28 protein-coding genes and 1 pseudogene are annotated in these 24,133 nt (G+C 44.7%); 19 read left to right on the top strand and 10 right to left on the bottom strand.

What is annotated here, in order from left to right:
- The first annotated feature begins 1 nt into the window (after nt 1).
- The 12 genes from urtB (at nt 2) to ureG (ending at nt 10,325) form a co-directional block, all read left to right on the top strand.
- Nucleotides 2–1,615 carry an urea ABC transporter permease subunit UrtB gene (gene urtB / locus ELZ11_RS22795; RefSeq protein ID WP_137359678.1) on the top strand — a complete coding sequence of 538 codons (1,614 nt, stop codon included), beginning with the start codon at nt 2–4 and terminating at the stop codon, nt 1,613–1,615.
- Nucleotides 1,616–1,624: 9 nt separating this feature from the next.
- A complete protein-coding gene (gene urtC / locus ELZ11_RS22800; RefSeq protein WP_137359679.1) occupies nt 1,625–2,758 on the top strand; it encodes an urea ABC transporter permease subunit UrtC in 1,134 nt (377 codons plus the stop codon).
- Nucleotides 2,758–3,609, top strand: coding sequence for an urea ABC transporter ATP-binding protein UrtD (urtD, locus tag ELZ11_RS22805; protein WP_137359680.1), 852 nt, complete (start codon nt 2,758–2,760; stop codon nt 3,607–3,609). The genes urtC and urtD overlap by 1 nt, the downstream gene beginning before the upstream one ends.
- A 2-nt stretch (nt 3,610–3,611) precedes the next feature.
- Nucleotides 3,612–4,307: an urea ABC transporter ATP-binding subunit UrtE gene (gene urtE / locus ELZ11_RS22810; protein ID WP_137359681.1), complete on the top strand. Its 696-nt coding sequence runs from the start codon at nt 3,612–3,614 to the stop codon at nt 4,305–4,307.
- Nucleotides 4,304–5,203 carry an urease accessory protein UreD gene (locus ELZ11_RS22815; RefSeq protein ID WP_137359682.1) on the top strand — a complete coding sequence of 300 codons (900 nt, stop codon included), beginning with the start codon at nt 4,304–4,306 and terminating at the stop codon, nt 5,201–5,203. The genes urtE and ELZ11_RS22815 overlap by 4 nt, the downstream gene beginning before the upstream one ends.
- 216 nt (nt 5,204–5,419) lie before the next feature.
- Nucleotides 5,420–5,722, top strand: a complete 303-nt coding sequence (ureA, locus tag ELZ11_RS22820; RefSeq protein ID WP_137359683.1) for an urease subunit gamma — start codon at nt 5,420–5,422, stop codon at nt 5,720–5,722.
- 7 nt (nt 5,723–5,729) lie between these two features.
- Nucleotides 5,730–6,065 (top strand): urease subunit beta, encoded by a 336-nt coding sequence (locus ELZ11_RS22825; RefSeq protein WP_137359684.1) that lies wholly within the window; start codon nt 5,730–5,732, stop codon nt 6,063–6,065.
- 44 nt (nt 6,066–6,109) lie between these two features.
- Nucleotides 6,110–7,813: an urease subunit alpha gene (ureC, locus tag ELZ11_RS22830; protein WP_137359685.1), complete on the top strand. Its 1,704-nt coding sequence runs from the start codon at nt 6,110–6,112 to the stop codon at nt 7,811–7,813.
- A gap of 14 nt (nt 7,814–7,827) precedes the next feature.
- Complete coding sequence (gene ureE / locus ELZ11_RS22835) at nt 7,828–8,283, top strand: urease accessory protein UreE (RefSeq protein WP_137359686.1); 456 nt, start codon at nt 7,828–7,830, stop codon at nt 8,281–8,283.
- 58 nt (nt 8,284–8,341) lie between these two features.
- Entirely contained in the window at nt 8,342–8,953 is a 612-nt protein-coding gene (locus ELZ11_RS22840; protein WP_167494741.1) for a HupE/UreJ family protein, read from the top strand.
- Between the two features lie 14 nt (nt 8,954–8,967).
- The gene (locus tag ELZ11_RS22845) at nt 8,968–9,693 is read left to right on the top strand and encodes an urease accessory protein UreF (RefSeq protein ID WP_137359688.1); all 726 of its coding nucleotides are present in this window, start codon (nt 8,968–8,970) and stop codon (nt 9,691–9,693) included.
- Between the two features lie 11 nt (nt 9,694–9,704).
- A complete protein-coding gene (ureG, locus tag ELZ11_RS22850) occupies nt 9,705–10,325 on the top strand; it encodes an urease accessory protein UreG (RefSeq protein WP_137359689.1) in 621 nt (206 codons plus the stop codon).
- 134 nt (nt 10,326–10,459) lie between these two features.
- Here ureG and ELZ11_RS22855 read toward each other — a convergent pair whose 3' ends face one another.
- The 7 genes from ELZ11_RS22855 to ELZ11_RS22885 form a co-directional block, all read right to left on the bottom strand.
- Nucleotides 10,460–11,074: a LysE family translocator gene (locus ELZ11_RS22855; RefSeq protein WP_137359690.1), complete on the bottom strand. Its 615-nt coding sequence runs from the start codon at nt 11,072–11,074 to the stop codon at nt 10,460–10,462.
- 273 nt (nt 11,075–11,347) lie between these two features.
- Nucleotides 11,348–12,187, bottom strand: coding sequence for a class III extradiol dioxygenase family protein (locus ELZ11_RS22860; protein WP_137359691.1), 840 nt, complete (start codon nt 12,185–12,187; stop codon nt 11,348–11,350).
- A 2-nt stretch (nt 12,188–12,189) separates the two neighbouring features.
- Nucleotides 12,190–12,543 carry a protocatechuate 4,5-dioxygenase subunit alpha gene (locus ELZ11_RS22865; RefSeq protein WP_137359692.1) on the bottom strand — a complete coding sequence of 118 codons (354 nt, stop codon included), beginning with the start codon at nt 12,541–12,543 and terminating at the stop codon, nt 12,190–12,192.
- Nucleotides 12,544–12,548: 5 nt separating this feature from the next.
- Nucleotides 12,549–13,427 carry an amidohydrolase family protein gene (locus ELZ11_RS22870; RefSeq protein WP_137359693.1) on the bottom strand — a complete coding sequence of 293 codons (879 nt, stop codon included), beginning with the start codon at nt 13,425–13,427 and terminating at the stop codon, nt 12,549–12,551.
- A 15-nt stretch (nt 13,428–13,442) separates the two neighbouring features.
- Nucleotides 13,443–14,528, bottom strand: a complete 1,086-nt coding sequence (locus tag ELZ11_RS22875; protein WP_137359694.1) for a 4-oxalomesaconate tautomerase — start codon at nt 14,526–14,528, stop codon at nt 13,443–13,445.
- Nucleotides 14,521–15,198, bottom strand: a complete 678-nt coding sequence (locus ELZ11_RS22880) for a 4-carboxy-4-hydroxy-2-oxoadipate aldolase/oxaloacetate decarboxylase (protein ID WP_137359695.1) — start codon at nt 15,196–15,198, stop codon at nt 14,521–14,523. Before ELZ11_RS22880 ends, ELZ11_RS22875 begins: the two co-directional genes overlap by 8 nt.
- 89 nt (nt 15,199–15,287) lie before the next feature.
- Nucleotides 15,288–16,301, bottom strand: coding sequence for an amidohydrolase family protein (locus ELZ11_RS22885; protein ID WP_137359696.1), 1,014 nt, complete (start codon nt 16,299–16,301; stop codon nt 15,288–15,290).
- Between the two features lie 250 nt (nt 16,302–16,551).
- On the opposite strand from ELZ11_RS22885, the gene ELZ11_RS22890 reads away from it, so the two are divergent.
- From ELZ11_RS22890 to ELZ11_RS22910, 5 genes are all read left to right on the top strand, one after another.
- Entirely contained in the window at nt 16,552–17,391 is an 840-nt protein-coding gene (locus ELZ11_RS22890) for a shikimate dehydrogenase family protein (protein WP_244291714.1), read from the top strand.
- A gap of 21 nt (nt 17,392–17,412) precedes the next feature.
- Nucleotides 17,413–17,856: a type II 3-dehydroquinate dehydratase gene (aroQ, locus tag ELZ11_RS22895; RefSeq protein WP_050621174.1), complete on the top strand. Its 444-nt coding sequence runs from the start codon at nt 17,413–17,415 to the stop codon at nt 17,854–17,856.
- A 707-nt stretch (nt 17,857–18,563) separates the two neighbouring features.
- The gene (locus ELZ11_RS22900) at nt 18,564–18,914 is read left to right on the top strand and encodes a phasin family protein (protein WP_137359697.1); all 351 of its coding nucleotides are present in this window, start codon (nt 18,564–18,566) and stop codon (nt 18,912–18,914) included.
- Nucleotides 18,915–18,994: 80 nt separating this feature from the next.
- The gene (gene phaC / locus ELZ11_RS22905; protein WP_137359698.1) at nt 18,995–20,752 is read left to right on the top strand and encodes a class I poly(R)-hydroxyalkanoic acid synthase; all 1,758 of its coding nucleotides are present in this window, start codon (nt 18,995–18,997) and stop codon (nt 20,750–20,752) included.
- Nucleotides 20,752–21,150, top strand: coding sequence for a MaoC family dehydratase (locus ELZ11_RS22910; protein ID WP_137359699.1), 399 nt, complete (start codon nt 20,752–20,754; stop codon nt 21,148–21,150). The genes phaC and ELZ11_RS22910 overlap by 1 nt, the downstream gene beginning before the upstream one ends.
- A gap of 141 nt (nt 21,151–21,291) precedes the next feature.
- Here the strand turns inward: ELZ11_RS22910 and ELZ11_RS22915 are convergent, their stop codons facing one another.
- Entirely contained in the window at nt 21,292–21,630 is a 339-nt protein-coding gene (locus ELZ11_RS22915) for a cytosolic protein (RefSeq protein ID WP_137359700.1), read from the bottom strand.
- Nucleotides 21,631–22,088: 458 nt separating this feature from the next.
- Between ELZ11_RS22915 and ELZ11_RS22920 the strand changes: the two genes are divergently transcribed.
- Entirely contained in the window at nt 22,089–22,511 is a 423-nt protein-coding gene (locus tag ELZ11_RS22920) for a hypothetical protein (RefSeq protein ID WP_137359701.1), read from the top strand.
- Between the two features lie 114 nt (nt 22,512–22,625).
- Here the strand turns inward: ELZ11_RS22920 and ELZ11_RS22925 are convergent, their stop codons facing one another.
- Nucleotides 22,626–23,162, bottom strand: coding sequence for a hypothetical protein (locus ELZ11_RS22925; protein WP_137359702.1), 537 nt, complete (start codon nt 23,160–23,162; stop codon nt 22,626–22,628).
- Between the two features lie 220 nt (nt 23,163–23,382).
- On the opposite strand from ELZ11_RS22925, the gene ELZ11_RS22935 reads away from it, so the two are divergent.
- Entirely contained in the window at nt 23,383–24,012 is a 630-nt protein-coding gene (locus tag ELZ11_RS22935; protein ID WP_137359704.1) for a hypothetical protein, read from the top strand.
- Nucleotides 24,013–24,034: 22 nt separating this feature from the next.
- Here the strand turns inward: ELZ11_RS22935 and ELZ11_RS22940 are convergent.
- Nucleotides 24,035–24,133, bottom strand: a pseudogene (locus ELZ11_RS22940) (IS110 family transposase); the annotation flags it as partial.

A 24,133-nucleotide genomic window follows, 5' to 3' on the forward strand; every position in this document is an offset into this window, starting at 1 on the left:
CATGAAACGATTGAGAATACCGATCATCTTGTCACTGTTAATAGGGCTGTTTGCTTCAACGTTCAGTTACGCTGGAAGCGTTTCTTCTTATCAAGACATGAAGCTGGCTTTAACAGGCAAAAGCTCGAAACAAAAAATACAAGCGATGGAGTGGCTTTCAAGTCAACCAGACCAAGAGTTAAGCCATTCGGTTTTACAAGCGTGGCTAGATGGTGAACTTTATTATGACCAATCTCTACAGCAATTATTCGTTATTTCTAAGCTGGCAGAGACACAAACCGCTCACGACGTACAGACCGATGAGAGGGTAACGATCACTAACACCCGCCAATACAAAAAGGTTCGGATTAATAACAGGTTACGCAAGGAAGTAAGATCGGAACTTGCCCAAATGGGGCTGAGTTCAAAAGACGATTCGATTCGTTTGCAGGCCGTCCAGTCTTTGATTGGCAATACAGACGAACAAGTGATTGAAGCCATCCGCATAGCGATTGATTCAGAAAGTGTTGCTGATATCAAAAAGGAGATGACATTAGCGATCAGTGCCTACGACGCATTAGCGAATAACCCTGAGGTTCAGCTAGCGGCAATCGAGCAGTTGTCTGGTTACAAACACGCTATTGTTTTTAGTCGGCTTAATGAAGTCATTCGAACCTCTTCCTATGAAGAATCTATCGCGGCTGCAGAAAAAGGCATTGACCAATATCAGCAAAGTCAGCGCTTGTATTCGGGTATAGAAACAGCATTTTTTGGCCTAAGTATGGGCTCAATTTTGGTACTAGCCGCTATCGGATTAGCCATCACTTTTGGTGTCATGGGTGTGATTAACATGGCTCACGGTGAACTTATTATGATTGGCGCGTACACCACTTATGTTATGCAGCTGCTCATGCCGAATCACTTAGGGCTCTCTTTGGCGCTCTCTATTCCTATGGCATTTTTGGTGTCGGGTGCGGTAGGTATCGCAATTGAGCGCGGAGTAATCCGCCACTTGTACGGCAGACCGCTAGAAACCTTGCTCGCAACTTTCGGTTTGAGCTTGATCTTACAGCAAGCTATCCGCTCGATTTTTTCGCCGCTTAATCGCTCTGTGGCAACGCCAGATTTCATGTCTGGTGTTCTACAAATCAATCCGATGCTGTCGTTCACCTATAACCGCCTTTATATCGTGTTGTTCTGCTTTGCAGTGTTTTTGGCTTTAGTGGCGTTACTCAAGAAAACTCCACTCGGTTTACAAGTACGTGCGGTCTCCCAAAACCGTTCAATGGCGAAAGCAATGGGGATTCGCTCTGAAAGGGTGGATGCGATGACATTTGGTCTTGGCTCTGGCGTGGCTGGTGTGGCTGGTGTTGCTCTATCTCAGTTGACTAATGTAGGCCCAAATATGGGACAAGCTTACATCATTGATTCATTCATGGTGGTGGTGTTTGGCGGCGTAGGCAACTTATGGGGGACGCTCGTTGCTGGGCTAGGTCTAGGCATCTTTAACAAGGTACTCGAACCTTGGGCAGGAGCGGTGCTAGCCAAAATTCTTGTGTTGGTCTTCATCATTTTATTTATTCAAAAACGCCCACGAGGACTTTTCCCTCAACGTGGTCGCGCAGCTGAAAGTTAAGGAGCGACGATGTTGAGTTCAATATTAAAAAACGATCGCGGTGGACAGTTTACGGTCGTGACTTTGCTTGCGATGGCTGTGTTTATTCCCGTTGCGAATCTACTTCTTCCCGCTGGTCATCCCTTACATATAGAAACGTTCACCATTTCTTTGTTAGGCAAATACTTAAGTTATGCGATGTTGGCTTTGGCTGTCGATTTGGTATGGGGGTACTTAGGACTACTTAGCCTTGGACATGGTGCATTCTTTGCGCTCGGAGGTTATGCGATGGGCATGTATCTCATGCGACAAATAGGTGATCGGGGAGTTTACGGTAATCCTGAACTCCCTGACTTCATGGTGTTTCTAGATTGGTCGGAAATACCTTGGTTTTGGCAAGGCTTTGACCAATTTTGGTTTGCCTGCTTGATGGTGGTGATTGTGCCTGGTTTGCTCGCTTATGCGTTTGGTTATCTGACGTTTCGTTCACGGGTATCCGGGGTGTATTTATCCATCATGACACAAGCGTTGACCTTCGCATTAATGCTGGCATTTTTTAGAAATGAAATGGGCTTTGGCGGCAACAATGGGTTAACGGATTTCAAGGATATTGTCGGTTATAGCCTGCAAGCCGATACCACCAAAATTGGCTTGTTTGTATGCACTTGCATCGCACTAGTTCTAGCGTACTTAGTTTGCCGAGCTGTGACGAATAGTCGCCTCGGGCGAGTGGCGCTGGCTATCCGAGATGCCGAATCGCGAACCCGATTCATGGGCTACGATGTCGACAATATGAAACTGTGGATCTTCGTGCTATCTGCGGTAATTGCGGGTATTGCAGGCGCACTGTATGTCCCACAAGTGGGCATTATCAATCCGGGAGAATTTGCACCACTGAATTCTATTGAAGTCGTGGTGTGGGTAGCGCTTGGCGGGCGCGCAACCTTATTTGGCGCTATTGTCGGAGCCTTAATCGTCAACTACGCAAAGAGCTGGTTCACGGTTGAGTTTCCCGAAATATGGCTGTTCGCACTCGGCGGGCTATTTGTACTTGCCACCATGTATTTACCAAAAGGCGTGATTGGATTCATTCAAGAGCAGAGCCAAAAACTCAAACGTACTCAGTCAGCCAAGCGCTCACCAATCACTGAGGAGGCCGTTTAATGAATGCACTCACTAATTTGGGTGAAACTACTCAAGCATTTAAGTCCATTACCAAGCGTAATGAAGTGTTCGATTTCATGAAGCCTCAGCAACATCCTTTGCTCGATACCTCACACAACATTTTGTTGTACATGGAAGGGGTGAATAAAACGTTCGACGGTTTCAAAGCGATCAATGACTTAAACCTATATATCAAAGAAGGAGAACTGCGCTGCATCATCGGCCCAAACGGAGCGGGTAAAACCACCATGATGGACATTATTACCGGGAAAACTCAACCGGACTCTGGCTCGGTGTGGTTAGGTTCCAATATCAATTTACTCAACATGAGTGAAGCCGATATTGCGAATGCGGGAATTGGCCGCAAGTTTCAAAAACCAACGGTAATTGAGTGCCTTTCTGTTTGGCAAAACCTTGAACTCGCAATGGCCGGGAAAAGATCGGTATGGGCAACATTTACCGCAACATTGTCGGGCGAACAGAAGGACCGCATCACTTCAGTATTGGAGTTGACTCATCTTCATATTCAGGCAAATACACTGGCGGGCAACTTGTCACATGGGCAAAAGCAGTGGCTAGAAATTGGTATGCTGCTGATGCAAACCCCAAAGCTTCTACTCGTTGACGAGCCCGTAGCTGGGATGACGCATCAAGAAATGGATCGCACTTCAGAATTGCTCAACTCTTTGGCTGGTCAACATTCAGTTGTCGTTGTTGAACACGATATGGATTTTGTTCGCTCAATTGCCAGTCATGTCACTGTTTTGCACCAAGGCCATGTTCTCGCTGAAGGCACCATGGACCAAGTGCAGAGTCATGCTGAAGTTAAACAAGTCTACTTAGGAGAATAACCATGCTCAGTATCCAAAATGTTAATCAGTTCTATGGTGAAAGCCATACGCTGTGGGATCTCTGCATGGAGATCCCTAAGGGAAAATGCACGGTACTAATGGGACGAAATGGTGTCGGGAAGACGACGTTACTCCAATCAATTATGGGGCTGGTTAAAGTCAGAGACGGAGAAATCAAGCTAGAGGGCCAAGCTATTCAACAGCATTCGCCTGAAGAAAGGCCTCGCTTAGGGATCGGTTATGTACCACAAGGCCGACAAATTTTTCCAATGCTCAGTGTTGAAGAAAACCTGCAAGTAGGATTACCCATTCGCTCACGAGGCGATAGGAAAATTCCAGATTTTATTTACGAGATCTTTCCGGTTTTGAAAGAAATGCGTCATCGCCGTGGGGGAGATTTGTCTGGCGGCCAGCAGCAACAATTAGCCATCGGCAGGGCGCTGGTGGTGAACCCAAGTTTATTGATTTTGGATGAACCTACTGAAGGGATTCAGCCCAACATAGTGCAAGAGATTGGCGACATAATATTAATGCTGAATCAAAAGTTTGGTTTAACAGTATTGCTTGTTGAGCAAAAGTTGCCTTTCGCCAGAAAAGTAGGGGATCAATTTTGTATTTTGGATCGTGGGCGAGCGGTAGCCACGGGAGAAATGTCGGATCTTAATGAACAACTCATTGCGGAGTACCTAACTGTATGATGACTCTTAATGTATCAGAGGTCGAAGCTAGCATTCGAGTGAACCCATTTTTGATGGAGGCTGAACAGGAAGGCTGGAAAGCGGAGCTGAAACTAGGCTTTGCAGACCGAGGGGATAAAACGGTACTTAAACACCGTTCTCAGTTCGGACCGCTTTCGTTACAACGGCCTTTGTACCCAGAAAAAAACATCTGCCACGTGTATTTGTTACACCCGCCAGGTGGTGTTGTGGGCGGTGACACGCTTGATATCACGGCAACGGCGGCAGTTAATTCACACGCCCTTATTACCACTCCCGGCGCGACTAAGTTCTATCGTTCGGATGAAAAAGTTGCGCGGCAAACTCAAACTTTAATTGTTGAAGAAGGGGCGACTTTGGAATGGTTACCTCAAGAAAACATATTTTTTCCTGATAGTTACGCAAAAGTCGATACACGCATCTATCTACATGAAAATTCGCGCTTTATGGGCTGGGAGATGCACTGCTTTGGACGCCCTGCACTAAATGAGGGATTCGAACTTGGTGCAATACGAGGCAAGACTGAAATCTACATTAATGACAAAAGAATTTTAACGGAACAAATTCGGCTCGATGGTGGTGATAAGTTGTTTTTAAACAAAGGGTTAATGGACGCTTCGATGTCGGCCAGTTTCTTTATTTCAAATAATGACGAAGCGCTATTTGAATTGGTACAGAGCTTGCTCAATCAAATACAACAAAGTGCATTAGAGAAGAATTTAGTATTTGGGGTCACTCAAATCGAAGGTTTGATCATAATTCGTGCACTGGGTGACTGGAGCGAGTCGATACTTTCGGCTTTCGGTCAAATTTGGCAGTTGGTACGTTCGCAATGGTTAGGGGCTTCCCCTGAGTTGCCTCGTATTTGGGCGACTTAGTCGGCTATTTGATCGTGGGTGACACCATAGTCGGTAAGGCCTGCAATACGTAATCAGCTCTCAATTAGGCTTTAACGACGTCAGGCTCAATGGCTTAGAAACGGCTGACTTGTCGGGAAATTAACGATAAGCAGTCGTTCATTAATTGGTGCCGAGTTCAAGTAATTCAACGCAGACATTACGCGGGCAGCCAAGATCAACAATATGGAGAGCTAGATGGAATTAACTCCAAGAGAGAAAGATAAACTACTCATTTTTTGTGCTGGCATGTTAGCCAAGCAACGCAAAGAACGGGGGATCAAATTGAACTACCCAGAATCGATCGCGCTGATAAGCAGTGAGATTCTTGAAGGCGCTAGGGAAGGAAAAAGCGTGTCAGACCTTATGGGGTTTGGGCGCACAATCTTAAGTGCTGACGATGTAATGGAAGGGGTTCCATCGATGATCCCAGACGTACAAGTCGAAGCCACGTTTCCAGATGGGACCAAGTTGGTCACTGTTCATGAACCTATAGTGTGAGGCGGCGATGAAATCAATTACCTCAGCGCCCAACACGTTAGTTCCTGGTGAACTGCAAGCGGCAGAAGGCTTTATGGAGCTCAACCAAGGGCTAGAAACGTGTACCGTTCAAGTCAAAAATTTGGGCGATCGCCCGATTCAAATAGGCTCTCATTATCACTTTTATGAAGCCAACGACGCATTGGAATTTGATAGGGAAGCGACTCGAGGTTTCCGCCTCAATATTCCTGCCGGTACTGCAACTCGTTTTGAACCAGGCCAATCACGAACGGTTGAATTGGTATCGTATTCAGGCAAACGCGAAGTGTTTGGTTTCCAAGGTAAAGTCATGGGTGCGCTTTAGCGACCTACATCGACTAATCAAAAAAACAATAACAAGGATACGTTATGGCGAGCATTTCAAGGCAAGCATATGCCGAGATGTTTGGCCCAACTGTTGGCGATCGTTTAAGGCTTGCTGATACAGAATTGTGGCTAGAAGTAGAAAAAGATTTCACCACTTACGGCGACGAAGTCAAGTTCGGTGGTGGAAAGGTGATCCGCGATGGTATGGGACAAAGCCAAAGGCCGAGTGCTGAAACACCGGACTTAGTGATCACTAATGCAGTGGTGTTGGATTACTGGGGCATCGTAAAAGCGGATGTTGCCGTAAAACATGGGCGTATTTCAGCTATTGGTAAAGCGGGAAATCCGGACGTTCAAGCGGGAGTGGATATTATTATTGGCCCCGGAACAGAAGTGATTGCCGGAGAAGGATCCATTTTAACGGCAGGCGGCATTGACTCTCATATTCATTACATTTGCCCACAGCAAATTGAAGAGGCGCTTGCATCTGGCGTAACAACAATGATTGGCGGCGGAACGGGGCCTGCAACGGGCACCAATGCGACGACTTGTACGCCCGGTCCATGGAACATTCACCGAATGCTTGAGTCACTGGATCAGTTTCCGATGAACTTCGGCATTTTGGGCAAAGGCAATGCTAGCCAACCTGAAGGGCTGCGCGAGCAAGTCGCGGCTGGCGCTGTTGGGCTTAAACTTCATGAAGACTGGGGTACCACTCCAGCTTCAATTGATACTTGTTTAACAGTCGCAGATGAAATGGACGTACAAGTCGCGATTCATACTGACACGCTCAACGAGTCAGGGTTTGTCGAATCAACGCTTGATGCCATTGGAGATCGCGTTATCCACACCTATCACACCGAAGGGGCTGGTGGCGGTCATGCGCCCGATATTATTCGAGCGTGTGGAGAGTCTAACGTTCTTCCTTCTTCGACTAACCCAACACGCCCTTACACGATCAACACGGTGGATGAACACTTAGATATGTTGATGGTGTGTCACCACTTGTCTCCTTCCATTGCAGAAGATGTCGCCTTTGCGGAGTCTCGTATTCGCCGAGAAACCATTGCAGCGGAAGATATTCTTCATGATTTAGGGGCTTTCTCGATGATTGCATCGGATTCTCAAGCGATGGGTAGAGTTGGAGAAGTGATCACTCGAACTTGGCAAACGGCTCATAAGATGAAAGTTCAGCGAGGCAGTCTGCAAGAGGATTCCAGCTTTAGTGATAACTTCCGCTTAAAACGCTATGTGGCGAAATACACGATTAATCCGGCGATTACTCATGGTATGGGGCATGAAGTTGGCTCTATTGAAGTAGGCAAGCTTGCAGACTTAGTGCTGTGGAAGCCGGCGTTTTTTGGCGTTAAACCGAGCTTGATCTTAAAGGGCGGTATGATCGCAATGGCACCAATGGGCGATCCAAATGCTTCAATCCCAACCCCTCAACCTGTTCATTATCGTTCCATGTTTGGCAGTTATGGTAAAGCGAGTCAGAACACCTCAATGCTGTTTATTTCTGAGCAAGCAAAGCGTGAAGGCGTGGATGAAAGGCTTGGGCTAGGCAGTTTGATTGGCGTGACTAAGAACTGCCGTAATATCGCGAAAAAGGATATGAAGCTAAACAGCTGGCAGCCGAGCATAGAAGTGGACTCGCAAACCTATCAGGTGCGGGCTAATGGTGAACTATTGGTTTGTGAGCCTGCCGTGGAATTACCTATGGCTCAGCGCTATTTCTTATTTTAATCAAGGAGTTTTTGATGATCGAATTAATCGAGCTAGCAGATTCTAGTGTGGGCAAAACACCTGACGGCAGCTTAAGTCTTCCAATCGATAAACGTATAAAGAGCCGCCTTAAAGTCATTTTAGACGATGGGCGAGACGCGGGATTGTTTTTACCTAGAGGGCATATTCTACGCCATGGTGAACAACTGATCAGCAAATGCGGTTTGTACATTGAGGTAAAAGCGGCGCCTGAGCAGGTATCTACTGTCTATTGTGACAGTGCCTTATTACTGACGCGAGTTGCTTACCACTTGGGTAATCGCCATGTACCACTGCAAGTCGAGGCGGGTTGGGTTCGCTACCAGCATGATCATGTATTAGATGAAATGGTGGCCGGCTTAGGCGCAGACGTGACTAGCGAAAACGAGCCATTTGAGCCTGAAGGCGGTGCTTATGGTGGGAGTTCTGGCGGCCATCATCACCATCACTAAATTAAGAATTACAAAAATTATCAACCAATAACAATTAGAAAATAACAAGGAAATGTTTATGCAATTACAACGCTTACTGTCAGTTTCAGCTTGTTCTAAAGCTTCTCTATTTGGCTTCGCGACATTGTTTAGTGCGTCTAGTTATAGTCATGTCGGACATGACCATGGGGAACAAACTAACGCATTCTTTTCAGGGATCATTCACCCAATCACAGGTCTTGACCATTTAGTTGCCTTAATTGGCTTTGGGATGTTGGCTGGTTTCATGGGCCATAAGCACGCTTCTAAGTCGCTTAGCTTCAAGTTTATGATTGCGGCTTTGGTTAGCTTGTTAATGGGGTTAGTGGGTGGTCGTATTCTAGGTGCTGTATCTGGGCTGGAAACTCTTATTATGGCCTCTCTGTTTGTTGTCGCACTCGGGATTTGGAATGTGTTTTCGGCGCGTGAATCGCTATCTACATTGTTAGTGGCTGCGGCTGTTAGTCTCATTTTCTTCCATGGCTTTGCACACGGTGTGGAAGCTCAAGGTTCCATTATTCAGTTTACTTTTGGCATGTTGATATCCGCTGCAGCGCTAATGATGCTAGGCCGAAAGGTGAGTAGTTTAATGACGCACAAATGGGCGGCAATTGGTGTTGTATCGACTTCAGCTGCGTTAGCGTTAATGTAACGTAGGCGTAGATGATGAACACTGTATTACAAGAGCATGTCGCTCATAACTCACCAACATCGGTATCAAGCTTTCGACTTTTCCAACTGATCAGCCCTTCGTTGCCAATTGGTGGGTTCACGTATTCGCAAGGCTTAGAATGGGCGGTGGAAGCAGAGTGGGTTAACGACCAAGTTTCTATGGTTGATTGGCTAACGATGATGCTCAATTACAGTGTAGTGACATTAGAACTGCCAGTAATGAAACGTTTATATACAGCAGTAGCGAGGAACGATATCGCAGCGATTCATTACTGGTCTGATTATTTGTATTCGTGTCGAGAAACCAAAGAGCTGCGAGCTGAAGAGCTTCAGCGAGGTAAAGCACTGTATACCTTACTCAAACAACTTAACTTTGAATCCAAGTCACTACTGGCAAACATCGAAAGCAGTGATGAACATAAAGCCAACTCTCTGTTGGGCTTTTGTATTGCTGCCCATGAATGGGGAATAGAACCGAGGGAATTAGAGCAAGGGTATTTATGGAGTTGGGCGGAAGGGCTGGTAATGGCAGGCGTTAAACTAGTCCCTCTTGGACAAACCTCCGGACAGTTGGCTCTTATCCAACTTTCTAATCACTTCCCTCAAGCGATAGATGCAGCACAATCCATCACTGATGATGAAATCGGCAGCTTTACTCCCTCGATTGCTATTGCTAGTAGCCGACATGAAACTCAATACACCCGATTATTTAGATCGTAAGAGAAGAAACTATGGACAGTTATAAACAACCACTACGTATCGGCATAGGTGGTCCAGTAGGATCAGGTAAAACCGCATTGTTAGAAGTATTGTGTAAAGCCATTCGCGATAAATTGAATATTGCGGTCGTGACCAACGATATTTATACGCAAGAGGATGCGAAAATACTGACTCGCGCTGAAGCGTTAGAGCCAGATAGAATCATTGGCGTTGAAACGGGAGGTTGCCCTCATACCGCGATTCGAGAAGACGCATCGATGAACTTAGCTGCAGTCGAAGAGTTGGCAAAACTCCACAAAAACTTAGATGTGGTATTCGTTGAAAGTGGAGGGGATAACTTAAGTGCCACTTTTAGCCCAGAACTGGCAGACCTAACCATCTACGTTATTGATGTTGCGGAAGGTGAAAAAATCCCGAGAAAAGGTGGCCCAGGCATTACTCGCTCAGATTTACTGGTCATCAATAAAATCGATTTAGCGCCTTATGTTGGTGCCTCATTGGAAGTGATGGAGCAAGATACGCAAAGAATGCGCCCAACCAAGCCGTTTGTTTTCACTAACTTAAAAGAAAGTAAAGGGTTAGACACCATCATCGATTTCATTCTGACCGAAGGGATGCTGGAGTTTAAATAGAAAGCCAGTAGAGCGACTATTATTGTTAGTCGTAATCTTTAATAAAAACGCCTTAGAGGAGCTATCCGCTAAGGCGTTTTTTTGGATCTATTGAAGATGAATTTCACTAGGGTATCTTGACCCTAAGTACGTAGTTATCGGTTGCTAATGGCGAGCGCGCCTGATGCTCCAATCAAAATACCGCCGCTTACTTTATTAACAATGGACAAACGTTTCTTACCTGCCTTTAAGACTTTACTTGCTGAAAAGGCATACAGCATTACCATTGCGAAATCGAGCAATGCCATTGTTGGGCACATGATCATTAATTGCGGGACAATAGGCTGAGCGGTATCGATAAATTGAGGAAAAAACGCACTAAAAAATACAATCGCTTTAGGGTTTCCAGCTGCTACCATGAAACCAGACGTGAACAGTTTAGAGTTCGATACCTTGGGCAGAGCTTCTTGCTCGTCTTCAGAGCGGTTGGAATTCCTTAGCATTGAAATCCCCATGTATAACAGTGTCAGTGCTCCTATCCATTTAATCACATTAAATGCTGCTTCAGAGCTGGCAATAATAACGCCAAGGCCAATTGCGACGAGGATCATTTGAATAAAGTTCGCACTAATATCGCCCAGCGCTGTGTATACGGTTCGCTTCACGCCATAGTTTAAAGAGTGAATCACCCCTAAGAAAATACTGGGGCCGGGTGTTGCGGTAAGCACTAGGGAGGCGGCGACAAACGCTAGCCACATTTCAATCGTCATATAACATCCTTGTATATATCTTTATTAACCAATAGCGAGAGTTGCTGTAGGTCTTTTGAGTGATTTAACATCACTATACCTCTGTATAAACTTTGAACGCAACGGGCGTTTGGGGTGTTTCATTGTGATTGATGTACAAAGGGAGAAGTGCCTGAAACACGTGGAATATAGAGGCTAAAATGCTAAAAGCCTGTTGAAAACAACAGGCTTTTTATTACGCATAAAAACGACATTAATGACTTAACTCAACAGCAATTAAATTATTAAATGCCGTTACTTGTTCTCAATCAACATGGTGCCGGCACCTGTGTTCGATATCGGAGCATGGTAATCACTTTGTAGGACGTTCAGTTCACCATTCAGCGCACCACGCATACCCATCCACATGATGAATTCTGGTCCTTGAGCGCCAGCATTAGCGACAAGGTCGTGAATTGTTAGTTTAGTTAGTTCTTCAGGGGCGCTGATCAGCTTCTCCATGCAGTACAGGTCAAACTCTTTATTGATGTAGCCAGCGCGCTCGCCATCTAGCTGGTGGGATAGGCCGCCAGTACCCAGCACCACAACTTTAAGATCTTTGTCGTAAGAGTCGATCGCTTCACCAATAGCTTTGCCTAGGTTGTAACAACGTTTTGGTGATGGCATTGGGTGTTGTTCTACGTTCAAGCACACTGGAATGACTTTCATGTGTGAATAGTTGTTGTTTGGCCACATCAGCTGCATTGGCACCGTTAGGCCATGGTCGACCTTCATTTCTTGGCAGATAGTGATGTCGAATTCACTTTCTACTAAGTGGTTACAGATGTGCCATGAAAACTCAGGGTCTCCAGGAATGGCAGGGATAGTCGGGATTCCCCAACCTTCGTCAGCGTTCATGTAACTCGCTGCAGCGCCAATGGCGAATGTTGGTTTCTTGTCTAGAAAGAACTCTAGGCCGTGGTCGTTGTAAAAAACAACGGCAACGTCTGGTTGTTCTTGTTCTAACCAAGCGTGAATACCAGGGAAGTTCTTGAAGAACGGTTGCCAATATTCAGTTTCTTGAAGGTTATTCTCAATCGCTTTGCCGATAGAAGGGATGTGTGAAGTGCTGATACCACCAATAACTTTAGCCATGATTATTTCCCTGCCTCAACCAACATTTGTTTGAATTCCTCTACGCTCATACCTGTTTGCATTGCACCGATGTCTTGCATGTTTAATCCAAGCATTCCGACAAACTTTGCTAGGTAGTAAATACTGCCGCCTTCGTTAAGCAGTGCTAACACATCACGTTCTGCAATTGCTTTTTTCTGTGCGTCGGTCAAGCCGAACTTGTCACAGTAGGCTTGCTCATCGGCTTTGAATTCATCACGACCAGCTTGACCATTCAGCGTGTAACACATCTTATTCAAGCCATAGCCTTTGGCTGCCATCTCACCGTCAAACATAACGGTGCCTGGGATATTTCCTTTCTTCTTTAAATAGGTCATCGTGGTTACTTACTCTCCGGCCAGTAAAGGTTCATCGGGTTGGTGACAAGTAGCGCTTGTTGAAGAGCTTCGGTCTCCGCAATTTGTGGGATCACATCAACTAGATGACCATCATCTGGCGTGTGTGATTTCATGTTTGGATGTGGCCAGTCTGTGCCCCAAAGCACACGAGTTGGGAATTTTTCCACTAAGGTTTTGGCAAAAGGGACAACGTCGTTGTAGTTCGGTGGAGTTAGCGTTAAACGCTCTGGGCAACTTACTTTAGTCCAGATGTTAGGGTTGTTTTCCATCAAGCGAAGGAACTTTGCAAAGGCTTCACCTTCGACACCTTGAGCTATGTCTGGACGACCCATATGGTCAACCACCACGGTCATATCTAGCTCGTCGAGGAAAGGGGCGATGTCATCGATGTCTTGTGATTCAAAATAGACCACAATATGCCAGCCCATTGAACGAACGCGATCGGCAATCTTCTTCAATACATCTTTTGGTGTGGTATCGACTAAGCGTTTTACAAAGTTAAAGCGAATACCTCGAACGCCCGCTGCGTCCATGGTTTGGAGCTCTTCATCGGTAACGGTTTCATCAACAAATGCAACGCCACGGGCCAGCTCGCCAGCGCTTTTTAAAGCGTCTAGTAATGCCGAGTTATCGGTACTGTGACAAGAAGCCTGCACAATCACATTACGGCTAAAGCCAAGGTAATCGCGAAGTGCAAATAGCTGTTCCTTCGAGGCGTCACAAGGCGTGTATTTACGCTTTGGTGAGTAAGGAAACTTAGCCGCAGGGCCAAATACATGGCAGTGAGCGTCCACAGCGCCAGCAGGAGCAACAAACTTAGGTTTGCTTGGGTTTGGGTGAAACGGTAGGTAATCAGCGTCCATCATTCTTCCTTGTCGTTACTGGTGTCCAAACACTGTGCCATCAAACAGTTTTCGCGCAGTGCGAAGAATGGCAGCTGATTGAACTTGGTTATTTTCGATATCTAAAACCACACTCATTTTTCCAATTGGGTGCTCAACATCAACCGCAATTTTACGGCTTGATGGATCGTCATTGTTTGGGTTTGATGAGGTGATTTGAGCAAGTTGTTTGGCTGGCGCCTCGTCGAGCATGCACGTACTCGCGACACTCACTGCGCCTAGCACGCCAATAGAGGCGTGACAGCGATGAGGGATGAATGTACGAGTCGAGATAGCGCCGCCATATTGAGGTTCACTGACCAAAGACATCTTAGGGACAGAGAGCTCAGAAACATCACCAAGGTTCATTAATGGACCAGCTTGAATTCGTATTGACTCTAGCCGTTGTTTTAATGCTTGGTTATTGTCGAGTTGTTCACGTGATTCGTCACCTGTAATGCCGAGATCTTTCGCACGCATCACAACAACAGGCATTCCGTTATCAATTAAAGTGACATCGATACCGTCAATTGTATCAATAACTCTACCAGAGGGCAGCAGAGCACCACATGTTGAACCGGCGGTGTCTTCAAATGTGACTGCAATAGGTGCCGATGAAGCGGGCACACCATCGATTTGGCAGTCACCGGAATAGGTCACTTGTTTGTTTGGAGTTTGAACTTCTACTGTGGCGATTTGTTGCGTGTTCTCCATGAAGATACGCACCGAAGTCGTTTTTTCCTGTGCCTCCACTAATCCGCGCTCAATAGCAAAAGGTGCGACACCAGCAAGAATGTTTCCACAGTTTTGTTTACCGCTGACCAGTGCTTGATCAACGAACACTTGTAGAAACAGGTAGTCGATGTCAACGTCAGGTCGGCTTGATGGCTCAACAATCGCGACTTTTGAGGTAAGAGGATCCGCTCCTCCTATACCATCGATCTGGCGTTCATCTGGCGAGCCCATGACCGACAGCAAAAATTCATCACGTTCAGAAGACTTTATAGGTAAATCATCTTTCAGAAAGTAGGCACCTTTTGAAGTGCCAGCCCTCATCCACATGCATGGTGCTTGATTAGACATATTTGAGGCCTTTTTCTTCTAATCGGCCACGCATGTTATAGATGTCTAGTCCAAGCTCACCGTTAGCAAGGCGAACGCGTTTCGCTTCTTCACGTTCCATACGTTCTAGTGAAGCATGTAACACTTGCTCCGCCTCTTCACGACGAACCACAACTACACCGTCTTCGTCGGCAACTATGATGTCACCTGGGTTAACAATCTCTTCAGCACAGGTCATCGCAACATTGACTGAGCCTAGCGTCTCTTTGATAGTGCCTTGGCTAAACACCGCTTTTGACCACACAGGGAAGTTCATTTCACGTAGGTCACGGGTATCACGAACGCCGCCTTCGATTATCAACCCCACAACCCCACGAGCTTGTGCAGATGTGGCTAGCAAGTCACCGAAGAAACCGTGGTTGGAAGGAGAAGTTGGGGCAAAGACTAAGAAGTCTCCAGCTTTTGCTTGCTCGATGGCAACATGCATCATCCAGTTGTCACCAGCGGCACCAGATATAGTTAGAGCAGAGCCCGCGACCGCGTCGCCTTGAAAAATAGGGCGCATGTACTCGGCTAAAAGACCACGGCGACCTTGAGATTCGTGGATAGTAGCTACGCCACACTTGCGCAGGCCTTCAATAATTGCTTTGTCGGCACGTTGGATGTGCTGAACAACGACGTTCTGACTCATGATGAATTCCTTTTACTCTATTCTTTTACTTTGTTTTTCTTTAGAGAAAGTTTGTTTGAAGTGCCCATCAGCGAGATGGGCGAATGGGGTTAAGCGGTTTTTAGGCGGCTGAACACTCGGCGAGCATTGCCTTCAAAAATCATAGATTTCTCTTCTGCTGTTACTTTGTCACTTGCATCAATGTAGCGTTTAGTATCGTCGAAGTAGTGACCTGTTTCTGGGTCAATACCGCGAACCGCCCCAATCATTTCTGAAGCGAACAGAATGTTTTTCGCTGGCAAAATATCGAGTAGCAGGTCGATGCCTTTTTGGTGATAAACACAGGTATCAAAGTAGAGATTGTTTAATACCGTTTCTTCAAGCGGTGGTAGGCCCATGTCTTGTGCGATACCGCGGAAACGACCCCAGTGATAAGGAACTGCGCCACCACCGTGTGGGATGATGATTTTGAGTTCAGGGAAATCTTTGAATACATTAGAGGTCATCAGCTGTTGGAACGCTGTCGTGTCTGCGCCTAAGTAGTATGACGTTGTAGTGTGTAGACATGAGTTGCAAGAGCCACTCACATGAATCATCGCAGGGACATCGAGTTCAACCAGTTTTTCATAAAGTGGGTAAAAAGCGCGATCACCTAAAGAAGCATCCTTCCAAAAGCCACCAGTTGTATCTGGGTTCAAGTTACAGCCGATGAAATCCATTTCTTCAACACAGCGAACCAATTCAGATATCGATTTAGAAGGCGTTACACCTGGTGATTGTGGAAGCTGAGCAACAGGTGCAAAGTTTTGAGGGAATAGGTCACATACGCGGCGGATCAAGTCATTTTGGTGCTCTGTCCAAAAACGGCTAGTGTGTTCATTACCAATGTGGTGTCCCATCCAGCTTGCGCGGGGCGAAAAGATGGTTAAGTCAGTCCCACGCTCTTTTTGCAGGCGAAGCTGGTTATTAACAATGCTTTCGCGAATCTCATCGTCTGTAATATGAATAGAACCTTTGCTACCTATGTGGTTTGGATTTTCAGCTAGAGCCGCTTTTTGGCTTTCACGGTAGTCGCCCACTTGAGGTGGTGTGGTTGTGTAGTGTCCATGGCAGTCGATAATCATCTCGGCAGTCCTTTGTTGTTTTTGTTGTGAACAACTATAACGACCAAGCCTTCTTCTCGACTATTTCAATTTATTTTGTAGGTATAAGATTTTGAGATAGAGAGCTACATCAATTTCAGCTTAAAAGCGATATTCCACATAGGTTGGAGCCATCGAAAATAAAAAATGAATGGGTGTTGAATAAAAGTGATTGGCTTGAAATAACTCGAATCTGTTAGCGTTAAATGAAATCCAAAGAAGGTGAAGTGAAATGATTAATTGTCGACTTATTGGTGCCAATATAGATAAATCCAAGTCACCTGAGTTTCATAACTTATTAGCAGAGCAACTTAACATTGAACTCAGTTATCAATTGAGCCCATTGGAAACGGGCAAGCTGGATGATTTTAAAATACATTCTTCGAAAATGGAGAGTGGCAATATTCACGCTACTAATGTGACTTATCCATATAAGGAAATGGCGATTCAAGTCGCCGACTTTTTGGATGCATCGGCGAAAATTGTCGAAGCGTCGAATACATTGGTTTTTCGCCCTGAAGGTACGTTTGCTTACAACACCGATTTTTCTGGCTTCATCAATGCCTACAAACTTTTTCGACATCACAAACCGGGTAAAACCGTGCTCATTGGTTGTGGAGGCGTTGGTAAAGCTATTGCAGCGGCATTAACCGAATTAGAGGCTGAACAAATCGCATTATATGATCGCGATACAGAAAAAATGTGTGGGCTTGCCAAGCTCTTGGAAAAAAGAGATGTTAAGGTAACTTGTCTCACCGAAGCGACATTAGAGCAAAGTGTTAGAGAGGCGGATGGGCTTCTTAACTGCACTCCAATTGGGCACTACAAGACACCAGGTATACCAATCTCAAGTGATTGGATAGAGAACCAGAAGTGGGTATTTGATGCTGTATATACCCCAATCGAAACTGAATTTATTAAAGCGGCGTTGGGGGCGAACCTCGCTGTTTTAACTGGCTTTGAGTTGTTTTTTCATCAAGCAGTGGATGCGTTCCAACTGTTTACTGATCGTGAATTGACACCTCAAGAGCTGTCTCAATTTCGTCAAAATCAATATGCTAATCCCGTCTAAGGATAGAAGTAAGGAAAATAAATGAAGAAGTTATTAGTGTTGAATGGACCAAACCTAAACCTATTAGGAACTCGTGAGCCTCAGCAATATGGTCATGAAACACTGGCGGACGTAGAAGAAAACTGCCGTAAACTGGCAGCGAAATACGATTGTGAAGTCGAGTGTTTCCAAAGCAACACCGAAGGTCAGCTGATTGATGCTGTGCATAAAGCAGGGCGTGAATTTACAGCCGGTGAGTGTGTTGGTGTTGTGTTCAACCCAGGTGCTTACACACATACATCAATTGCGCTGCATGATGCAATCAAAGGAGTTGATGTCCCTGTTGTTGAGGTGCATATCTCAAATGTTCATGCGCGTGAAGCATTTCGCCATCACTCTTACATCTCGCCTGTCGCTGCAGGCACTGTGATTGGTATGGGGACTAAAGGTTACGGCCTAGCCATTCAATTCTTGTTAGACGACTAGTACCTTTAATCGAGTCCAAATATCAAATTGAGCCTCTAGCATTGCTAGGGGCTTTTTTATGACTTGATTTGCTGGAATAGGGGAAAGACTCATTGCGCCCAGCCACACTTAATTGAAATAGGGCATTTGAAGTGACGCTCTCTTATAGTGTTTTTACGGCTGTATAGTAAACGTAACTTCTTAAAGCTGGTTGGGTGAGGCGATCTACCATAAAAGGAAAGATTATGTTGCCTCAGGACAACCACATTGACCATACTGCCGTCGACAAGGTGCTTGAGATGTTTGCATAGAAGAAAGACTAACTTTATTTTACTGTTTGCAACTCAGCTCTTCTCGCAGGGCAACGATACTTCGCCCCACAAAACTCATTCCGCCTTCCGTAATCAAAGTTAGCCGAATACTCTAAAGTGATTGAGTTCACACTTCTTCTAATTCACTTCCTGAATTGTGCAAACCGTATTAAACGCGACTCATATCTTGTTCGCCTTAAACCCGCTGAGCTATCTAGGGGTTTGAACATTCAAACAAGAAATTCAAACAAATGTTTGAATCGGTCGATTTATGGGGCGGTTTTCCATGAATTTAACGGGATGACTTTCGTTTAGAACTTGATCAATATGTTAACTGTTGCGCAACATTTCAAAATCAAATTTGCATTGGAAGTGAACATTCACATCCCCGATCCTCTTAGTACAAGGAATGAAACTATGTCTACTCAGGAAACATTTAAAGCCTTTACATCACAGCTAGAATCTGTAACCAACCCGTTCTACAACTTCAACCAGTTAGTGACCAAAAACATCGAGACACTCACCACAATCCAGCTTGAAAGCCTGCAAGCGTATAGCGCGCTAGGCAATGAATCTTTGCAAAGCTTGGCGTCATTAAAGCAGCCACAAGACATCCCTGCTTACGGCTCAAAACAGATGGAAGTGGCAAGTAAGCTTTCACAACAGTTACTGGAAGATAGCCAAAAGCTGACCCAACTTGGTCAAGAATTTAAATCTGCGGCAGATGAACTTACGGCTTCTGCGGTGAAAACCGCACAAAGTGCCTAATTTACTGTTTGTCTAACGTTGGCGGCGCATGACTCCGAGCACCGCCATCTCTCAGCATCACTTCTTACAAGGATGTCAGAATGGAAAATAAATCGCCCTTTGAAGGTATGATGAATCTTATGTCCCAATACGGGCAAGCATGGATGGACAATTTAGGTCAGCCAACGCAATCCACATTGATGAAAACTCAACAAGAAGATTTTACGAAGTGGGCGGACTCAATGGTGCAGAACCCAACCAATATGGTCGAGCAACAGATGAATTGGTGGGCACAGCAAGTCAATCTACTCAACGATTGTATCCTCGGCACTCAAGAACAATCCAAAGAGACTGACCGTCGTTTCCGCGATCCTTCTTGGAACGAAACGCCACTGTATCGATATATCAAAGAGAGCTACAAACTCGCCTGTGACAACATTCAGCAATCGGTTGAAAACAGTGAAGGGCTGGACGACGATACCAAAACTCGTCTCTCATTTTTCACTCGTCAGTATCTTAATGCCATGTCGCCAAGCAATTTTGTCGCGACCAATCCTGAGATACTAAAATTGACGATGGACAGCAACGGTGAAAACCTGATCCAAGGTATGAAGCAATTCCGTCAGGACTTAGAGCAAAGTGCAGATACACTCAATATTCGAATGACGGATAAAAGTCAGTTCACTTTAGGTGAGAACATCGCTTCAACACCCGGCAAAATCGTCTTCCAAAATGAGATGTTCGAGCTGATTCAATACAAGCCAACCACAAAGCAAGTCTACAAACGCCCGACACTTATCGTACCGCCGTTCGTGAACAAGTATTACATCATGGATGTAAACCCAGAGACCTCTTACGTGAAATGGTTGGTCAGCCAAGGTCACACCGTGTTTATGATCTCCTGGGTGAACCCTAACGCTCAAATGCGAGATGTCGACTTTGGAAGTTACGTGACGCAAGGGGTGCTACCTGCGCTTGATGCGATTGAAAGTGTCACCGGTGAACGAGAAGTTAATGGCATTGGCTACTGCATTGGCGGTACTACCTTAGTCGCGGCCATGGCGTACCTGTCTGGCAAGCGCCGTAAACAGCGTATTAAGTCGGTCACTTTATTGACCACAATCCTCGACTTCATGAAGCCTGGTGAGCTAGGTATCTTCATCAATGATCCCATCATCAGCAGCATCGAAGCACAAAACAACCAACGCGGTTACATGGACGGTCGCCAAATGGCGGTGTCGTTCAGTCTGCTTCGTGAAAACAGCCTTTATTGGAATTACTACATCTCCAACTATTTAAAAGGTGAAAGCCCAATGGCGTTTGACCTGCTCTATTGGAACTGTGACAACACCAATGTGACGGCAGCAACCCATAATCAACTACTGCGTCAATGTTATCTTGAAAATCGATTAGCCAAAGGCGAGTTGGTGATTGATGGTGTAGCCATTGATCTAGGCAAGATCAAATCGCCAGCCTATTTCCTCTCTGCAATTGATGACCATATCGCCCTGTGGGATGGCAACTTTGAAGGCACAAAACTGCTTGGCGGAGACAACAAGTTTGTACTCACCGAAAGTGGACATATTGCGGGGCCGATGAACCACGCGGATTCAAACAAGTATGGGTTCTGGACCAATGACAATAACGACCAAGCGCCGTCTCAATGGCTCGCAAGTGCCGACAAGCACCAAGGCTCATGGTGGTCGCATTGGCAAACTTGGGTTGATGAGCGCAATTTCTCAGAAATGATTGAAGCTCGCGAACTTGAGGGAGAATTGAATGCACCTGGTGAATACGTGAAACAGCGTATTCAAGATGTCATCGCACAAGAAACAGAAATGGAAAAGGAATCCGTATAATGAAGCCAGAAATCGGTCAAACTGCCATCATAGAAAAGGCCCTAGATAAACAAACCGTAGAAGCGTTTGCGGGCGTCTCGGAAGACTACAACCCAATCCATTTAGATGAAGAGTTTGCCAAAACCACGCAATTTGAACGTCCAATCGTACATGGCATGTTGGCCTCAAGCCTTATCTCTGGGTTGTTGGCCTCAAAAGTGCCTGGTGCAGGTAGTATCTACTTAGGGCAGTCTCTGAAGTTTGTTCGCCCTCTTTTTGTTGGCGAAACTGTCACCGCTAAAGTAGAAGTGACCAGTGTGCGTGAAGATAAACCCATCGCCGTAATATCGACTCAAGTATTGGACGCCGATGGTAAAGTTGCAGTCGATGGTGAAGCGACGGTCATGTACACCGTTTAGCAATTCGAATAAGAGGCAGCACGAACTAGCAAGCTACATTCAGCACATCTACTTGGTTAAAGAAAACGATCAATTGATGCTGCTGGATGCTCGCTGCTGAGCTAGCCTCTCATTCGCTGGCTTCAATTGACTGAATGATTTTTAGTCCAATCGGGTAATGAAAGTTTGCTCGTCATCCACAAAAGCGACAAAGCTACCGTGATAGATAAATATCCGGCCACGCCCTTCAACTAGACAGGCAAGCTGTGGATTCAAATCTTCTTCGTTGTGCTTGCTTTGAAATGTGCCTGTATCGGTGATTATGCCGTCGAGTGTAGGCAAATATCCATAAGTGCGTTTGGCTTGGTCAATCAGGCTTAATTCGCTGGTGGCAGAGAAGCAAGAGGGGATAGCACCGGCGTCTTCGATAAACATAGGTTTCAGTTCTTCAAAAGCTGTAATCACCAGCCAGTCGATGCCGTTAAAATGATGGATAAACATAGGGTGTCTCGATAATTCTGATGCGGGGATTCTATCACCATCAGATGTAGAACGTAGTAGAAATTTAGCTATTAAAGTCGGCAACTCTGCGCCACTTCCGGACATTTATTAGGTCAACTTGAAACACGGTTTCCAATACCGAATTTACTGCTATGGAGAGTACAATTCTTCCTCCTTTTCGCGTTAGATCGATAATTCATAGATACCTTGCTAAGGTATGTTTGTCATTTCAAGGCTTACCCGTCTCTAGTTGAAAGCCTGCCTACTAGTTTCCTAGTTAATCTATACAGATTAATTCTATATTTTCGAGTTTAATATCTTATGAGTGTTGATAACCCTATGTTTTTAAATGAACATTTCCAGTAAAGTTGAAGCAACGTGGAACTAGATAGAAAAATTCTGCATTTTAATATAGAAACTTTCTGTCTAATAGCTGTTATATTTTTTTGGAGTAATGGATGAAAGTTGATCTAAATGAGAGGATCTCAAATGAAATTGATGTGATAGTTAAGGACTACAAAGGCTATCGTAAAAACATCAATGATCAAGGCATATGGCTTTTCCTAGCCACTTTAGGTTGTTGGAGTGTTGAGTTTCCATATTCGATAATAGCAATTATCATCACGTTTATTATTTTCACTATTAATGCTTTTCCTAGTAAAGATGGCAAAAGGAAAGTTTTTATGTGGGAGTTACATAAGGTTAGAAAACAAGTTTATAATTCAGATCTAAGTGAATCAGATAAATGCTTTTGGAACATATCAATCAAACTAACACGTAAGTATTTCAGCTTTCTGTATGACTTTAAAACCAGTCCATTCTTCTATCTCGCTTATGCCTTTTTGGTCCTAACTATGTACTGGGTGTATACAAAAATATAACAAACAATTTAAGATTGATTCAACACGCTTGGCATTTTTAGTTTGGGGTGAATTTTGTGTTTACGGTGGTCTATTTAAGTGTCGTGGTCGCGTGCTTCACACCTTAATTGGGCGTTAGCTAACTACAAACATGCCGTGAACTCCCATAAAACCTAATAGGATTATACCTGAGTAAAGAGTTAGGCGTGCAATTTTCCATTTTGGCTTGTGATACCAATTGTTAGCATATTCTTTTGCAAATTCTTTTGTCGTTTTAACCCACAAGATTGGTGGGATCGCAAATACTACTACCATATACAAAATGATTATGCTCCCGATTTTTATGGATTCCCATGATTGACTATAAAATGCGTAAATTAGTAGACCAAAAGCTGTTGCGATCATGCTAAATACACTGCCAAGAAACGCCTTCAAACTGCTTATCATAATTTTTTCCGCAATTGAGCTTATTGGAGCGAGATTTGTTATACATGCTATGCTCCCAGCAATTCCTGTGGTGATAGTTGTAATGTATAGCGTTAGCTCAAACGTAAATTTTCCAACGTTGCCAGAGTCGATATCAGAGAATGTTTGGATACCTAAGGCAGAACCAAGTGAAATGCTAGCACTAATAATAAACATTGGATTGAGAAATAAATTCTTATCTAACATACTGAAACTTAGTTGAAATTTTTAGTCTAGTATCCCACTGGCTAAGTTTTAGTCAAGCACGTAGCTAAAGTTCAGCTAACAAACTATTTAAGAGTGATTCACAACGCGTGGCATTTTTACTATGCGTTGGTTTTAGTGTTTAAGGTGGTATGCTGCGGCTTGGAAATTACGTTGCTCATCCCTTAACAGGGTGTTAGCTCACAAAAAGTAGGTATTACATTTGAATTTAAAGAAATTTCAAATTGAAGATTTATCCCACCAGAATAGTGATGCGATTTTCATTTTAGAGTCCCCCCATACTCAAGAGATCAAAGCTGGATATCCTGCTGCAGGAGAAACTGGTTTGAATATGAGCAAGGTCTTATTTAACAAAGAACAGCCACTTGGTGAGCTAGTTAAAAAGAGAGCTATACTTCCAATCCGGCTCTCTATACTTAATTGCTCTCGGATTCCTCTACAAAGTTCGTGTTATGTAGGTGAGCAATTACCTCCAAAACTAGTTGATTTTCTTCGTATCCAATCCATTTTCGATCCTTCGGTTCAACGTCAGAAAAATCAAATAAAAGAAATCCTACGTAGCGAGATTGGTTTAAACGCCTTAAATAGTTTTGAATTGCGACTTCATGCAAGTATACAAATGTCCCAGAAAGCTAAAGTAGTGGTTTGCGGGGTGATCGCACAATGTTTTTTTGAAGAAGTAACGAAAATACAAGGTAAGTTGCGTAAAGCAACTGACGTTGATTGGAAAGGATTTAGTTTTAGTGTGTTTTATGAGTATCACCCCTCTTCGAAATCTGGGCAGTGGAACGACTGCTCGGGTATGGAAGCTTTGCGGCATTATGTGAGCTAACAAGAGACTATGGCGTCAATAGTTAATTTTTGGCGCTATCCTTATCCCACATAACACCATCTCTTAGCATTGAATTGAGTATCACAACCATCTTTCTCATGCAGGCAACGATTGCTACTTT

Origin of the sequence: Vibrio profundi (assembly GCF_005281835.1) — a bacterium.
Taxonomy (GTDB): Bacteria; Pseudomonadota; Gammaproteobacteria; order Enterobacterales; family Vibrionaceae; genus Vibrio; species Vibrio profundi.

Coding starts and splice junctions, on each gene's coding strand:
- urtB (WP_137359678.1), top strand. CDS start 2: ATGAAACGATTGAGAATACCGATCATCTTGTCACTGTTAATAGGGCTG.
- urtC (WP_137359679.1), top strand. CDS start 1,625: ATGTTGAGTTCAATATTAAAAAACGATCGCGGTGGACAGTTTACGGTC.
- urtD (WP_137359680.1), top strand. CDS start 2,758: ATGAATGCACTCACTAATTTGGGTGAAACTACTCAAGCATTTAAGTCC.
- urtE (WP_137359681.1), top strand. CDS start 3,612: ATGCTCAGTATCCAAAATGTTAATCAGTTCTATGGTGAAAGCCATACG.
- ELZ11_RS22815 (WP_137359682.1), top strand. CDS start 4,304: ATGATGACTCTTAATGTATCAGAGGTCGAAGCTAGCATTCGAGTGAAC.
- ureA (WP_137359683.1), top strand. CDS start 5,420: ATGGAATTAACTCCAAGAGAGAAAGATAAACTACTCATTTTTTGTGCT.
- ELZ11_RS22825 (WP_137359684.1), top strand. CDS start 5,730: ATGAAATCAATTACCTCAGCGCCCAACACGTTAGTTCCTGGTGAACTG.
- ureC (WP_137359685.1), top strand. CDS start 6,110: ATGGCGAGCATTTCAAGGCAAGCATATGCCGAGATGTTTGGCCCAACT.
- ureE (WP_137359686.1), top strand. CDS start 7,828: ATGATCGAATTAATCGAGCTAGCAGATTCTAGTGTGGGCAAAACACCT.
- ELZ11_RS22840 (WP_167494741.1), top strand. CDS start 8,342: ATGCAATTACAACGCTTACTGTCAGTTTCAGCTTGTTCTAAAGCTTCT.
- ELZ11_RS22845 (WP_137359688.1), top strand. CDS start 8,968: ATGAACACTGTATTACAAGAGCATGTCGCTCATAACTCACCAACATCG.
- ureG (WP_137359689.1), top strand. CDS start 9,705: ATGGACAGTTATAAACAACCACTACGTATCGGCATAGGTGGTCCAGTA.
- ELZ11_RS22855 (WP_137359690.1), bottom strand. CDS start 11,074: ATGACGATTGAAATGTGGCTAGCGTTTGTCGCCGCCTCCCTAGTGCTT.
- ELZ11_RS22860 (WP_137359691.1), bottom strand. CDS start 12,187: ATGGCTAAAGTTATTGGTGGTATCAGCACTTCACACATCCCTTCTATC.
- ELZ11_RS22865 (WP_137359692.1), bottom strand. CDS start 12,543: ATGACCTATTTAAAGAAGAAAGGAAATATCCCAGGCACCGTTATGTTT.
- ELZ11_RS22870 (WP_137359693.1), bottom strand. CDS start 13,427: ATGGACGCTGATTACCTACCGTTTCACCCAAACCCAAGCAAACCTAAG.
- ELZ11_RS22875 (WP_137359694.1), bottom strand. CDS start 14,528: ATGTCTAATCAAGCACCATGCATGTGGATGAGGGCTGGCACTTCAAAA.
- ELZ11_RS22880 (WP_137359695.1), bottom strand. CDS start 15,198: ATGAGTCAGAACGTCGTTGTTCAGCACATCCAACGTGCCGACAAAGCA.
- ELZ11_RS22885 (WP_137359696.1), bottom strand. CDS start 16,301: ATGATTATCGACTGCCATGGACACTACACAACCACACCACCTCAAGTG.
- ELZ11_RS22890 (WP_244291714.1), top strand. CDS start 16,552: ATGATTAATTGTCGACTTATTGGTGCCAATATAGATAAATCCAAGTCA.
- aroQ (WP_050621174.1), top strand. CDS start 17,413: ATGAAGAAGTTATTAGTGTTGAATGGACCAAACCTAAACCTATTAGGA.
- ELZ11_RS22900 (WP_137359697.1), top strand. CDS start 18,564: ATGTCTACTCAGGAAACATTTAAAGCCTTTACATCACAGCTAGAATCT.
- phaC (WP_137359698.1), top strand. CDS start 18,995: ATGGAAAATAAATCGCCCTTTGAAGGTATGATGAATCTTATGTCCCAA.
- ELZ11_RS22910 (WP_137359699.1), top strand. CDS start 20,752: ATGAAGCCAGAAATCGGTCAAACTGCCATCATAGAAAAGGCCCTAGAT.
- ELZ11_RS22915 (WP_137359700.1), bottom strand. CDS start 21,630: ATGTTTATCCATCATTTTAACGGCATCGACTGGCTGGTGATTACAGCT.
- ELZ11_RS22920 (WP_137359701.1), top strand. CDS start 22,089: ATGAAAGTTGATCTAAATGAGAGGATCTCAAATGAAATTGATGTGATA.
- ELZ11_RS22925 (WP_137359702.1), bottom strand. CDS start 23,162: ATGTTAGATAAGAATTTATTTCTCAATCCAATGTTTATTATTAGTGCT.